This window comes from Lacticaseibacillus yichunensis, from assembly GCF_003946405.1.
GTDB lineage: Bacteria > Bacillota > Bacilli > Lactobacillales > Lactobacillaceae > Lacticaseibacillus > Lacticaseibacillus yichunensis.
Map to the genome: position 1 here is coordinate 1 of NZ_RHOG01000047.1, position 12,071 is coordinate 12,071.

Consider the following 12,071-nt stretch of genomic DNA (forward strand, 5'->3'; position numbering starts at 1 on the left):
AAGCCCTCTAAGCCCTCTAAGCCCTTAAGATAACAAAAAGCCCCCTCAAAAGAGGAGACCCATAAAAGCTTAAAACATAAAACCAACACCATTTGACAAATTTCCAGAAAAAGCGCATCCCCCAAGATTGAGAGATGCGCTTCGTAATTTTTAAAAAAGGTTATGCCTGGTAACGGCTCTCGCCATCCAGGTAGGTCTCGCTCAGGCTCATGTCTGGGTTCAAGACCAGGAAATCAGCGTCGCGGCCGGGAAGAATGCTGCCACAGGTGGCATCGATCTTCGCGGACTTCGCAGGCACATAAGCGCCCATGTTGACAGCCTCTTCAGCCGTTGCGGAGTTCCAGTCGACGACGTTCTTGATCGCGTCCTTGAGCTGGAGAATGGAGCCTGCCAAGTTGTGGGTCTCGTCCTTCAAGCGCGCCGTGCCATTTGCGACAACGACTGGGAATTCGCCCAGCATGTAGTCGCCATCCGGCTGCAGGCCAGCGGACATGCAGTCGGTGACCAGGGCAATATGTTCCGCACTCTTTTCCTTGACCAGCACAGAAATGACTTCCGGCCGGACATGGTGCCCATCGGCGATCAGCTCATCGTCGACGTTCTTCATGTACATCGCGGCGCCGACCATGCCAGGTGCACGGTGCGTCAAGCCGCTCATCGCGTTGAACGTGTGGCAGAACATCGTCGCACCCGCTTCGATGCAGGCCTTGGCTTGCTCGAAGGTCGCACTGGAATGACCCAGCGCAACGACTTTGCCATCATCGCCGGCCATGTGCTGAATAAACGGCACCGCGCCATCACGCTCGGCGGCCAGGGACATCTTTTGTAAGAGGCCCTTCGCACTCTTTTGCCATGCGTCGTATTCTTCGATCGACGGGTCGCGGAAATACTTCGGGTTCTGGGCGCCCTTGTGTTCCTCGGTGAAAAATGGGCCTTCGAAATGGATCCCCTTGATCTTCGCACCTTTTTCCTCGCCGGCATGGTCGCCGATGGTCTTGCAGACGTCATTGAGCTGCTCAAACGAACCGGTCAACGTGGTCGGCAGCCAAGCCGTGACCCCGGTCTGAAGCAGGCCTTCAGACATCTCCTCGATGCCGGCCCAATCGTTGTCCATCACATCATGGCCGAGCAGCCCGTGAATATGAGTGTCGACCAGCCCTGGCGCGATCCAGCGACCGCTGTAATCCTTGATCTCGCCAGCCGGCTGCTTGCCGTAGCTCGGCACATACGCGCCAAACTTGCCGTCGTCGGTGACCTCAAGCCAGCCGCCGATCTCGGTGTTGTTTTTCAAGAAGAACTTATCTGCATGGATCCAATAACTCATGATTGATCTGCTCCTATCTGTAATCAACGTTCTGCGCCATTTACCACGTCCAGTGTAGCATGAAACCCGTTTCTGGTCTATACCAAAAAATCGATAACTGAAGACTAGTTTGCTTGTGCCAATTATTTCTTCTATATAAGTGGCCACCTCACCGAAGACCGCGTCGCCCAGTGTATCGCGGTAGTTGATTTTGTCATCGCTTAATCAACAACCGCTCGCTATACTGAAGGCAGGAAGCACGGTATCATTTCAATTGTAGGAGGTGGGCCCATGACCACCATGAAGATTGGCCAACAGATCGCGGCGCTTCGCCAAGGCAAGGCGGTGACCCAACAAACACTTGCGGATTTTCTCGGGGTCTCCAAGGCCTCGGTCTCGAAATGGGAAAATGATCAGACGTTCCCGGACATCACGCTGTTGCCACTACTGGCCGCGTATTTTGGCGTCAGCATCGACACCCTGCTCAGCTACGACGCCCAGCTGTCCGCCGAACAGATCCGCCGCATCTATTCCCAGCTCAGCAAGGCTTTTCAGACCCAGCCGGCCGCCCAAGTCCTCACCTCGATCACGGACCTCACCCGCCGCTATTATTCCTGCGCACCACTTTTGTTTGAGGTCGGCCAGCTGCTCCTCAACCATTTTGACCTATTGCCGGGCAAAGATGCCAGCGAAAAGACCCAGACGTATGTCACCCAGGCCCGCGACCTGTTTCAGCGCTGCCAACAACTCAGCAGTGACCCCACCGTCTTGACCAAGTCACGCGCGGCTGAGGCCTACTGCGACCTGCAGCTCAATCAGCCGGACGAGGTGCTTGCGCTGCTGGGCGAGACCGCGACCGAGACCTATCCGACCGAGGCGCTGATTGCCTGGGCGCATCAGGTCAAGGGGGAGACCCAGGCCGCCATCACCACCACCCAGGCGGCGCTGTATCAATACGTGACCATCCTGCTCAGCCAGCTGACCAATTACGCCCAGCTGATCGCCGAAAAGCCGGATCAGGTCGCGGCCACCGAAGCGCGCGGCCTGGCGCTGATCGACGCCTTTCACATCGCAGACCTCAGCCCAGTTTTGCTCGTGAACTTTCTGATCTCCTGCGCCAGCGCCCGGGCGATCAGCGGCGCCACCGCCGAAGCCTTAGCCGACCTCCAGCGTTACGCCGACCTCTTGGAAAAGATGCAACTGCCCCTTGGCCTGCATGGCGATGCCTATTTTGACCAGATCGACGACTGGCTCGCCCAAACCGACCTCGGTGGGCAATTGCCCCGTAACGCCGATCAGCTGCTACACGAATTGCCCAATGTGCCGTTTACCGTCCCGCCACTGGCCGCCCTGCTTGCGCAGCCCGCGCAGGCCCCGCTTGCCGTCCGCTTCACTCTACTCAAGGAGACGTTTGCCCATGCATAACTCAGAATTGTTCATGGAATACCTGCCATTTTTCATTCCGCTGATCATCTTGGAAGTCGCGCTGATGCTGACTGCGGTCGTCCACGTCCTGCGCCATCCCCATTACCGCTTCGGCAACAAGGCCCTCTGGCTCGTCATCGTGATTCTCTTTCAACTCGTCGGCCCGGTGGTTTACTTCGTCTTCGGGCGCGGTGAAAAAGCATGACCGCCGCCCTTGACCTGCGCGGCGTGACCAAACAGTTCGGCGACCACCCCGTGTTGCGCGGCCTTGATCTCACCGTCGAGGCCGGTCAAATTTTTGGCTTCATCGGCGAAAATGGGGCCGGCAAAACCACCACGATGCGCCTGATTCTGGGCCTTGAGCGTCCGGATGCCGGGTCGCTGCAGGTGTTCGGCCAGCCCGTCACCTTTGGCCGCACCCCAACCAACAAAATGATCGGCTACCTGCCCGACGTCCCGGCGTTTTATGGGGACATGTCCGCCCGCGAGTACCTGCGCCTGTGCGCCGCCATCACAGCCGGCGACCCCGCCGACATCGCCCCGCTTCTGCATGAAGTTGGCCTCGCCGATGACCACCGCCACATCGCCGGATTCTCCAGGGGCATGAAGCAGCGCCTCGGCATCGCGCAGGCCTTGTTGGGCAAACCGCAGCTTCTGATCTGCGACGAGCCCACCTCCGCCCTGGATCCCGCCGGCCGCAACGACTTCTTGACCCTGCTCAGCGGCCTGCGCGGCAGTTTGACCATCGTCTTGTCCACCCACATCCTCACCGATGTCGAGCGCATCTGCGACCACGTCGGCATTTTGCACGACGGCGTCCTCCAGGAACAAGGCCCCCTTGCCGCCTTGAAAAATAAATACGCGCAGGCCGCCATTTCGTTGACCTTCGCGAGTGAGGCGGAAACGGCCACCGCGGCCAAAATTCTGAACATCCTGGCTTCAACTCCGGCTGCCTCAACGCAACAGGCCCCGGCCGCCCCGACCCCCCTCACCCTGCCGTACACCGGCGACTATGCGCCCGCCGCCACCCGCGTAATGGCGGCGCTGGCCCAGGCCGGCCTGGCGCCTTTGACTTTTGCCCGCGTCGACCCCACGCTCGATCAAGTCTTCATGGAGGTGATCCGGTCAACCACGCCTGACTGAAGTCAGACGCTTGCAGGAGAACCGCCTAACGGCGGTGCGACTACAATTTGCTTAGATACAGCAATTGCCTGTACACAGGTCTTACGTGCTAATTACCAAAGCCTTTAAAGTCCGTAGGTTGCCAGACGGACTTTATTCTCTATTTTAGTGCTAGACCTTTTGCTAGGATATTTCTTGCGGCGTTGTGGTCACGAATGTGATAGGTACCACATTGTGGGCACGTCCATTCGCGGTCTGCAAGCGTGAGCTTTTGGTCACCACTCATTACAAAACCGCAATCGCTACAAGTTTGTGTGGTATTGCGTGGATCAACAGTCACAAACTTGTGCGCGTACAGGACCGCCTTGTAAGCCAACATGCCTAAGAATCTACGCCAACCACCGTCCGCAATACTCATTGCCAGCGCGTGGTTGCGCAACATATTCTTGCTCCTCAATTCTTCTGCCACTACCAAATCGTGGTTCTTGATCAGTGTGGTGGACAAAAGGTGGAGAAAAGCGTCGCGGCGGTTAGCCACATCACGTTGTAGGTTGGCAACAACCACTCGTTGTTTCTGGTAATTCTTTGAATCGCGAAGTGCCCGGTTTTCTTTTTTAGCTCGAAGGGCACGGCGAGCCAACTTCCGCTGTTGTTTGGCCAATTTACCTTTGATGGCCCGATAGTAGCGTGGATTTGCAATGACATTGGCGTCAGAATCTGTTAAAAAGTTGTCGGTATTCAGGTCAATGCCAATCGCCGGTTGGCGATTTTGGCTTAGTTCAACGAATGGCACATCAGAACCTAACTGCATTGACAGGTAGTAACGACCAGTCGCGTCACGGCGCACTGTGATAGTGCCGACACGGATACTATCGGCATGACTGAACAAGCGCTTTTGTGAACCCGAAACGCGGAACTTTCCCAGTCCGCTGATCGTAACGTGCTTGGTATCGAGAAATCGGTTGGAACCGCTCATTAGACCCGCTTCGGTCTTGGTGTATCGAGTAGGCAACTGATAACTCCCATCATAGCTCTTGCGGTGGAAGACGGGGACACCAGCCTGGTGGACTTGACGGAACATGTGCCACGCCGCTTGATAAGCTCGCCTGGCTTGGTCGATCACATCGGTGCCAATACCAGTGCCAGCCAACCAGGGGTGAATGGCAAACAACATTTGAGTGTTGTTCTTGCGTCGTTTTAGATAAGCGATACGGTCTTGAACAATCGAGATCGGTATCTGAACTTGTTGAAGCAAGTAGAGTTCTTTGTCGATCGCTACCATCTCATTGTAAGCAAAACGGCTGGCGTTAATGTTGTTGTCGATGATCCGCTTCTGTTCAGACGAAGGGAAGAGGCGCATTTTCAAGCCATAGTGATAGGCCAAGTCGGCCATTTTCTTAGTCATATAATTTCACCTCCTTACACCCAAATTATACAATGGAGTGGTAGAATCCGGGAAGTCCATCTGCTCAAATAATTATCTTTGTAGGTAAAGATGGACACTGTATATATTCTTTTTAAGATTATTTAATTTATACGTTAAGGGGCAGCGTAAATCTTTCACCACTATGGTCTCCATGGCTATTATATTGAGACACCTGGCGATATACCCAGAGAAACAGTCACTAATTATCTTTAAAATCCAAAAACAGAAGGGAGAAGGCGGGACGCCCAAGCAAAAAGGCTGACTAACGTCAGCGGCAGCGGGCTTACCTCCTCTGACTAAAGTCAGAGGTTTCTCGCCCCAAAAATATAATGAACATGAGCTGGCTATTTTTCAAAAAAGAGTGTCTGACGTTCTGGCGGAGCCGGCGCGCGCTGATCATGGTGGTGGTGTTCGCCGTGCTCGGCATCCTGTCGCCCTTGATGGCAAAGCTCACCCCGGAGATCCTCAAGCTGTCCAGTGAGACTGCGGCCCTGAGCGCCCTCATGCCGAAAGCCGACTCGGCCGCCAGCTGGACCCAGTACTACAAAAACATGAGCCAGATCGGCCTGCTCGTCTTCGCCATCGTCTTTGGCACCAGCGTTTCCAGCGAGCTCAAGGACGGCACCCTGATCAACCTCGTCACCAAAGGCCTCCCGCGCCGCGCCGTGATTCTCGGCAAAGTCGCCCTCGCCATCCTGACCTGGATCGGCAGCGTCACCCTCGCCTTTTTGATCAGCTGGGCGTATACCGCTTATTATTTTCCTGATCACAAGTCCCCGCACCTGCTCGCCGGCCTGGTCGCCCTCCTCGTGTTCGGCCTCCTGCTGTCCGCCGTCTTGATCTTCGGCTCCAGCCTTGGGCAAAATAGTGCGGCGGGGCTCCTCACCGGCGTGGTCGCTTACGCGGGACTCGCGATTCTAAACCTGTTCAAGAGTTGCCAGCGCTTCAACCCACTGTCGCTGCTCACCGATAACATGACCCTGACCACAGGTGGCGAGACGCTCAGCCATTATGCCCCGGCCATCGTGATCACCCTCGTTGCGACGGGCCTGCTCACATGGGCTGCGGTGCGCGTGTTGGAAGAGAAACGCTTATAAAATTTCCACATAAAAATGACCCTCACCGTTTTTGAAGCGGCGGGGGTCATTTTGGGTTTTTAATTAGTCTTCTTCACTGCCGAGCAGGTACTTGGCGCCAAATGCCGCCAAAACCGCACCGACTTCTGGGGCGAGAATGTACAGCCATAGATGAGACAGCGCCGAGCCACCGGCAAAGATCGCCGGGCCGAATGAACGGGCCGGGTTCAAGGACGCACCGGTCAGGTTCAGGGCAAAGATGATCAGCAGGGCCAGCGCCACGCCGATCGCGATGCCGGCAAAGCGGCTGTCACCAAACTTCTTGGAGGTCACCGACAAGATGATCATCAAGAACAAGAAGGTCGCCAGGGCTTCAACGAAGAATGCCATGCCCGCGCCAATTTTCGGAAAATCAGTCTGGCCAAGGCTGGCTGTGGACAGGCCAAGCGATGCGACGCAAGCCTTCACGATGCCGGCCGCCACCGTTGCCCCGAGGAACTGGGCGACGATGTACGTGATCGCTTCAACGGCATTCACACGCTTGTTGATCCACATCGCGGTCGTCACGGCTGGGTTGAAATGGCCGCCGGAGATGCCGCCAAACGCATAGGCGGACACCGTGATCGACAGGCCAAACGCCAGCGCGATGGTCAACACGTCGCCTTTTGCAATGACGACGCTGCTGGTCCCGATAAAAATCAACATGAACGTGCCCATAAATTCAGCACAGAATTTTTTCAACAAAACGAATCGCTCCTTTGACACCTAGGATATGTACCCTTCCACCTTACCTTATTGAGGCCATGAATGAAACTGGAAGGGCGCGATTCGCGCAAGAAATAGCGGGGCAATCTCAGGGGAAAGACGGCCGTCACTCGCGATACGTCAACTTATAATACGGCGTTTCCCTCATCATCCGCGCAAGGTCTTCCAACTCAGCGCGGCGTTCCGGCGTGTAGATGCCCTTCCGGCGATCCATAAACTCCTTATACTGCGCTTCGTCCATTTCGATGGTGAGGCGGTGGATGCTAAACGGCTTATCCATAGCGAGTCCCCCCTTATTTTTGTGAGCTCAGTATATCAGAGCCGCCAAGTAACTTGTCAAGCGAAAAATAACCCCGAATAAAAATTCTTCAGGGGCTCAAATTCTTTAATATAAATATTTTCCCAGCATCTAACGTTTCAAAACATAACGCACATCACAGTCCCAGCTTCGTCGCCAACGCCGTCACCGGATCCTCATTATTTGTGACATCCAGCACCAGCCCCGCCGCATCTTTCACCGCCGGAATCGCATTGGCGACCGCGACGCCGAGGCCGACTTTGCGAATCATGCTCAAGTCGTTAGAATTATCGCCCAGCGCGATGATCTCCTCTGGCGCGATGCCGATGCGCGCGCCCAGTGCAATCGCCGCGTCACCCTTGTCGATGCCCGCCGGATTGAACTCAACATAGCGATTTGAGGAAAAACTGACAGTGGGCTGATAATCGATCGTCTTTGCGACCTCATCGCGCAGGGCTTCCCGCATTTTCATCTCGGGATGCTGGAAGATCACCTTCGCAATGTCGCGGCCGGCAAAATCCTGCAGGTCGCTCGCGTGGAATTCGGTGAAAGCCACTTGGCGGTTGGCCAAATAGCCGAGCTCGACGGGATTCGGCCGCGTCACATAAACATGATGGAACGTGTAGACATGCGCGCAATAATCCGGATGCGCCATCGCGAGCTGGAAGATCTGGTCCGCGACGTCAAACGGCAACGGCTTCGCCAAAACGATCTCGTTGTGGGCATTATCCACGACCGCCCCGCCATTATAAGAGATCACATATTGGCCAGCCTCGCCGCGGGTGTCGAGATCATCCAATAGCCGCTGCACCGACGCGAAGCCGCGGCCGGTGTTCGGCACAAATTTGATTCCCTGGCGCTTCAGCCGCGCGATGGTCTCAAGATCGCGCGCCGAGACCGACCCGTCGTCCTTTAATAGACTTTCATCAAGATCGCTGACGATCATTTTATACATGAGATAAACTCCTTATTTGTTCAACGTAAAAGTGAGGCGCACCGGGTTGTGATCAGAATATTCAAAACCGGTATCGGTGACCGCCACAGTATGCGCCGTAATATTCGGCGACAAAATAAACCCATCAATCAACGTGACAAATGATTTTGCCGAATACGGCTTATCCAATCCGCGGGCAGATGGCACCTTGGCCTTTGCCAGCCCCATCGTCGGCATGTAGAACCCCTTTGGCAACTGGTCATGCGGGAATGGATGGGTCCAGGTCTGAGGCTTGCTGCTGGTGCCGAAGATCTTCGGCGTGTCCGGCAGTGGCGTGTGATTATAATCACCAGCCACGATCACATAATCGCCACTGGCATACGCCTTTTTAATATAAGCGAACAGCGTGTCGAATTGGGCCTGCTGCACCTCACGCTTTTTCGTGAAGGCGGACATATGGATATTGATCAGCTGCAGGGTTTTGCCCCCTTCGACCTTGACCTTTGTCGCCGTGAACGCCCGGTCCAAGTCGATGAACCGCCCGAGCCCATTATCGATCGGCAACTTGTACCGCCGCGCGCTGGTGACCCCGGCGCTGACCAGTGTCACGAGGCCGGATTTAGCTTTGCCGATTGGGTCCGTGAACGGGTAGAACAGGTACGGCGAGTCGTAGTTCGGGCCGTAGACCGCCGTGTGCGTCCCCTTGAACGCATTTTCCAACTTGGTGACCTCATTGACGTGCTGCGAGCGGTCCCCGTCCCAGTCGACTTCTTGGAAAAATGCGATGTCCGGGGTATCCGTTTCGGTGGTCTTGATGATGCCATCGAGGCTGGCATTCACGGCCTTTTTGGAATAAGCGCGCGAATATTTGCCGCCATCCATGAAAAATGAATAGCTCGTTGGATACGAACCGTAGCCGATGTTATAAGTCTGCGCGGTGTAGGCCTTGCCGGTCTGCAGTTCGCCTGTTTGCTCGTGCTTGGCGGTCAGCGGCAGGTCGTCTGCCATGCGGTGATACGCGGAAAATAGGTAGATCAGGTAGCCGCCAAACGCGATGACCACTGCGCCGAGCAGGGCCAGCAGGATCTTCCACCAGCGATGTTTCTTCTTCATGTTTGTCTCCCCCTTTAGCGTGCGGGCGGGTCGCCCACAAAAACGTCCGACTTTTAGGATAATCTAATCCGGCAAATTGTGCCACCTTGGCGATGTAAATGTGCGTTCCCTCAAAGTGCCTTTGTTGGATGTTTCGCCCGGGTGGGCTCCGGGCAGAACTGGCTGGCGACCGAAGTAGAGCGGACAGGCAACTTTGAGCCCGCTGAAAAGCGCGGTCTCAAAGCTTGCCTTCGGTGTAAGCGGCACAGCCGCTAACACCGACGAGGGGGCTGAGCCGGTTCTGCCCTCCGCCCACCCGAGAGCCCACCCTCACATCCTGCAACAAAGGGACTTTGCGGAACGATTTACGTCACCAAGAGACAATTCCCCGCTTTATTTTGTATCCTAGAAGGTCCGCAGTCGTAGGATGCCCTCACGCTAATCTTTCCAGTCCAAAAAAAGAACCGAGATTTCTCTCGGTCCTTGTTCGCGGAGGAAGACTTTATGCGCGGCGTTTGCGAATTACAACCAATATACCAACAGTCATCAAAAGTACAGTACCAAGCATGATGAGTCCTGTGTTGACCAGGTCACCAGTCGCAGGCAATTGGCTATCAACGATCTTCTTGGCTGGGGTCTTGGTTGCCAGTGTCTTTGTCCGTGCCTTCTTCATGGGAGTTGGCGTTACGGTAGGCTTGGCCAGCTTTTGAGTCGGCTGTGCCCCAGCCGTGTCCTTTTTGTCAGCCAAAGCCTTCTGCGCGGCCGCATAAGAATCCGCGCCAAGTTTGTAGCCATTTGCGTAGCCTGTCTGATAGGCGGCAGGCTGCTTCAGAACTACATCAGTCTTCGCAGCGGAAGACTTACCGGCCTCCCCATCGCGCTTGCCAACTTTGAAGCCGGCTGCTTCGTCTGCCTTTGCTTTAGCTGCAAGCGCATCGGTTGCGTGCTTGATTGCCGTATTGAGGGCAACGGTCGCGGCATCAACAGCGTTTTGCGTCGCCCACTCGTCTGCGTCAACGGTCTCGGCATTCGTGATAGCCGTTTTCAAAGCGGCTGGATCGATTGACTTTTCGACCAGCTTTTCGGCAGCCGCTCGGGCAGTTTCAAGTGCGGTCTTGTCGGCCAGCGGGTTCTCGATTTCCTTGATGGCGTCGAAGGTCGGATCAACCGATTGTTCATAATCATCTGACATGAAGGCCGAATAGACCTCAAAGATGCTGGTCGCGGCATTGACCGAAGTCCGTGTCTTTGTGACCGTTTCCTCATCCCACCCCTTGCTGTTTGCCACACGAGAAATATGCTGCAACGCGGCCGCTTTGATCTGATTGAGGGTGTAGCCCTTGGTCAGCGCGATCGCAGTTTTCGTCCAGCGGTAGCTCGTCGGGTACACGTGATTTAGATCATCCTTTGAATAAGTGCGGCCATCGCGATCCACGGCGTACATGAACATCCCACCTAAGTGGCTCGCTGCGATGTACTTCGCTTCCTGAATCACATGACTGCCATCCGGATCAGCTGGATCTGTATCATATCAGCGGTTATTGTCGCCCTCTTCCGGGAAAGTGAGGCCGGCCAGAAAATTGGTGGTATCAAATCCAGCGGCTGCGTAGTCCGATGCGGCGCTGGCAGTCCGTCTCGTGCTCGAACCATATTGCTGGTAACCAACATGACTGAAAACAGAGGCCACGTTCTTGAACGGCTGCATATTCGAGCCATTGGAATCATAAATGAACAGCGTGCCATTATTCGCTTCCGGCCCGATGTATTTTCCGAGTGCAGCGATCAACACATCGGTCAGAGCTGTTGTGGAAGCACTTGGCGACTGCTCCATATCAATGTCGATGCCATCCAACCCGTATTTGCCAGAAAGCGTCTCGATCTCGTGTTGCGCCCATTGATCGACCACGTTGTTGAATTCATCCGCAGTCATCTTGGCGAGGTCCCCTTGTGTCGCCGCAAATGCGGAAAAATCTGTGGTCAGGCTTTGGTACCCAAGCGCCCGCACGAGTTTGACCCCGCGCTTGTGAAGCGCCGGGGCATACGTATTCTTCAGCGCCTCCCAAAATGGGGCAGCAGCGGCTTCTTGGCCGCTTGGCACATAACTAAAAACGTTAACGATGTCGATGCCATGCGGGAGATCTAACATGCTCTGAGTGTTGGGATCTGCGAGGTCCGTATTAACGCCTTTCATTGTTTTATCGCGCCAGGCACGATAATAGACCATGAATTCTTTGCCGTTCGGAGACGCAGCTGCCTGCGTCTGGTGCGACGGGAATGCAACAATTCCAAAAACGACGGCTGCCCCAATGATGAGTGCTAGCACAGTACGTTTGAGCCCAGCGAACTTGTGAGTCATAGTCATCCAACCTTTCTTTTTGTTCCTCCGCGAACATCTTTATTTGTAAGCGCAATCATTTACGAGGTCAAGTGGATTTCAACTATGCTAATTAGAATATTAAGGGGTTCTCATCGCGTGGCCATATAGTCACAAATGATAAACAATCTATTTAAATGGTGACTTTTAGTTCGAATTGACGAAGTACACCAATACAATAGTGGATACTGAATATTTGTAAGTGCCTTGTTTTCATGGGAACCGTTCCGTTACTGTCGTATAATGAATGCAGAGG

Annotated in this window: 12 protein-coding genes; 4 read left to right on the forward strand and 8 right to left on the reverse strand. The window is 54.9% G+C overall.

Annotated elements, in window-relative coordinates; all coding sequences use genetic code 11:
- Positions 1-160: 160 nt before the first annotated feature.
- The gene (gene nagA, locus EKM95_RS10880) at positions 161-1,324 is read right to left on the reverse strand and encodes an N-acetylglucosamine-6-phosphate deacetylase (RefSeq protein ID WP_125698372.1); all 1,164 of its coding nucleotides are present in this window, start codon (positions 1,322-1,324) and stop codon (positions 161-163) included.
- Between the two features lie 270 nt (positions 1,325-1,594).
- Here nagA and EKM95_RS10885 point away from each other — a divergent pair, with 270 nt between their 5' ends.
- From EKM95_RS10885 to EKM95_RS10895, 3 genes are read left to right on the forward strand one after another with little or no spacing between them, the layout of a single operon-like run.
- A complete protein-coding gene (locus EKM95_RS10885; protein ID WP_125698373.1) occupies positions 1,595-2,728 on the forward strand; it encodes a helix-turn-helix domain-containing protein in 1,134 nt (377 codons plus the stop codon).
- Positions 2,721-2,933 (forward strand): PLDc N-terminal domain-containing protein, encoded by a 213-nt coding sequence (locus EKM95_RS10890; RefSeq protein ID WP_125698376.1) that lies wholly within the window; start codon positions 2,721-2,723, stop codon positions 2,931-2,933. Before EKM95_RS10885 ends, EKM95_RS10890 begins: the two co-directional genes overlap by 8 nt.
- Positions 2,930-3,871, forward strand: coding sequence for an ABC transporter ATP-binding protein (locus EKM95_RS10895; RefSeq protein ID WP_125698378.1), 942 nt, complete (start codon positions 2,930-2,932; stop codon positions 3,869-3,871). The genes EKM95_RS10890 and EKM95_RS10895 overlap by 4 nt, the downstream gene beginning before the upstream one ends.
- 139 nt (positions 3,872-4,010) lie before the next feature.
- Here the strand turns inward: EKM95_RS10895 and EKM95_RS10900 are convergent, their stop codons facing one another.
- Complete coding sequence (locus EKM95_RS10900) at positions 4,011-5,255, reverse strand: RNA-guided endonuclease InsQ/TnpB family protein (RefSeq protein WP_125698381.1); 1,245 nt, start codon at positions 5,253-5,255, stop codon at positions 4,011-4,013.
- Positions 5,256-5,611: 356 nt separating this feature from the next.
- Here EKM95_RS10900 and EKM95_RS10905 point away from each other — a divergent pair, with 356 nt between their 5' ends.
- On the forward strand, positions 5,612-6,373 hold the full coding sequence (locus EKM95_RS10905) for an ABC transporter permease (RefSeq protein WP_225423297.1): 762 nt from the start codon (positions 5,612-5,614) through the stop codon (positions 6,371-6,373).
- 63 nt (positions 6,374-6,436) lie between these two features.
- On the opposite strand, the gene EKM95_RS10910 is transcribed toward EKM95_RS10905, so the two are convergent.
- The 6 genes from EKM95_RS10910 to EKM95_RS10930 form a co-directional block, all read right to left on the reverse strand.
- Positions 6,437-7,093, reverse strand: a complete 657-nt coding sequence (locus EKM95_RS10910; protein ID WP_125698393.1) for an MIP/aquaporin family protein — start codon at positions 7,091-7,093, stop codon at positions 6,437-6,439.
- Positions 7,094-7,223: 130 nt separating this feature from the next.
- A complete protein-coding gene (locus EKM95_RS11735) occupies positions 7,224-7,397 on the reverse strand; it encodes a hypothetical protein (RefSeq protein ID WP_164510192.1) in 174 nt (57 codons plus the stop codon).
- A 154-nt stretch (positions 7,398-7,551) separates the two neighbouring features.
- Entirely contained in the window at positions 7,552-8,370 is an 819-nt protein-coding gene (locus EKM95_RS10915; RefSeq protein ID WP_125698385.1) for a Cof-type HAD-IIB family hydrolase, read from the reverse strand.
- Positions 8,371-8,382: 12 nt separating this feature from the next.
- Positions 8,383-9,462 (reverse strand): endonuclease/exonuclease/phosphatase family protein, encoded by a 1,080-nt coding sequence (locus tag EKM95_RS10920; protein ID WP_125698387.1) that lies wholly within the window; start codon positions 9,460-9,462, stop codon positions 8,383-8,385.
- 481 nt (positions 9,463-9,943) lie between these two features.
- A complete protein-coding gene (locus tag EKM95_RS10925; RefSeq protein WP_125698389.1) occupies positions 9,944-10,936 on the reverse strand; it encodes an LPXTG cell wall anchor domain-containing protein in 993 nt (330 codons plus the stop codon).
- Between the two features lie 36 nt (positions 10,937-10,972).
- Entirely contained in the window at positions 10,973-11,665 is a 693-nt protein-coding gene (locus EKM95_RS10930) for an EndoS/ChiA family endoglycosidase (RefSeq protein ID WP_164510193.1), read from the reverse strand.
- Between the last annotated feature and the right edge of the window lie 406 nt (positions 11,666-12,071).